Below are 239 nucleotides of genomic sequence, written 5' to 3' on the forward strand. Positions count from 1 at the left end.
ATTGGTGAAGTGGAAATTCCGAGTTCATCAGCAGCAGATACAGAGTTTACTTATTCGGTGAAAGGGTTCAGTGATACTCACGGCAATCTTGGCGATGAATCGACAAGTGGTGCCGTGTACTTAACGCCGTCAATCACTGTTGATGCGATTTCTGGTGGTGTAATTAACAGCAGCGACATTACGAATGTGGTTGTTAGTGGTAACACCTCTCGATTTGATGGCAGTCAAAAAGTGACGTT

1 protein-coding gene is annotated in these 239 nt (G+C 44.4%); it reads left to right on the forward strand.

The features are described 5' to 3' along the window. On the forward strand, positions 1–239 hold a 239-nt coding region (locus tag AACV33_RS06610), incomplete at both ends, for a hypothetical protein (protein WP_182700752.1).

The organism is Aliivibrio sp. SR45-2 (assembly GCF_963890165.1).
Lineage (GTDB): Bacteria > Pseudomonadota > Gammaproteobacteria > Enterobacterales > Vibrionaceae > Aliivibrio > Aliivibrio salmonicida.